This is a genomic window from Pseudomonas cyclaminis (genome assembly GCF_015163715.1).
GTDB classification, from domain to species: Bacteria; Pseudomonadota; Gammaproteobacteria; order Pseudomonadales; family Pseudomonadaceae; genus Aquipseudomonas; species Aquipseudomonas cyclaminis.
The window spans coordinates 1-500 of sequence record NZ_JADDUM010000380.1 but is presented as its reverse complement, the minus strand read 5'-3'; the positions used below and the strand labels follow the sequence as shown (position 1 = coordinate 500).

At 66.8% G+C, this 500-nt stretch carries 1 protein-coding gene; it reads right to left on the bottom strand.

The annotated features are described in order from the left end of the window. Positions 1-500, bottom strand: a 500-nt coding sequence (locus IQK56_RS30690) for a hypothetical protein (protein ID WP_193901978.1), incomplete at both ends; no start/stop codon positions are given.

Below are 500 nucleotides of genomic sequence, written 5' to 3'. Positions count from 1 at the left end.
GCTGGCCGAGGATGCCGCCGGTACTGCCGGAATTGCGGTTGCTCAGCTGTTGGCCATGGGTATCCACGCGCAGGTCCGACTTGGCCTGCATGATGCCGCCATCGTTGATCAACGCGCCGCTGTCGACGCCCAGCGTATCGCTGGCGTTGACGGTGCCTGCGCTGTTGTCGAGCTGCTGGCCATGGGTATTGAGCAGCAGTTGCGCGCCGGTGATCACGCCACCCTGGTTGTTCAGGCCAAGTGCGTTGAGGGTCAGCGCCTTGGCCGCCTCCAGACGCCCGCCACGGTTGTCGAGCACGCCGGTGTCGCTGTTGACGATCAGGTCGGCGGCCACCGAACCGAGGGTGCCGCCCTGGTTCAGCAGGCTGTCGGTCTTGACCGTCAGGGTTTGCGTGGCGGCGACGGTGCCGTTGGCGTTGTTCAACTGCGCGGCCTTGATTCCCAGCGCGCCGCCGGCGGTGATCTGCCCGCTGCTGTTGTCGAGGATGCCGCCGTCGAGG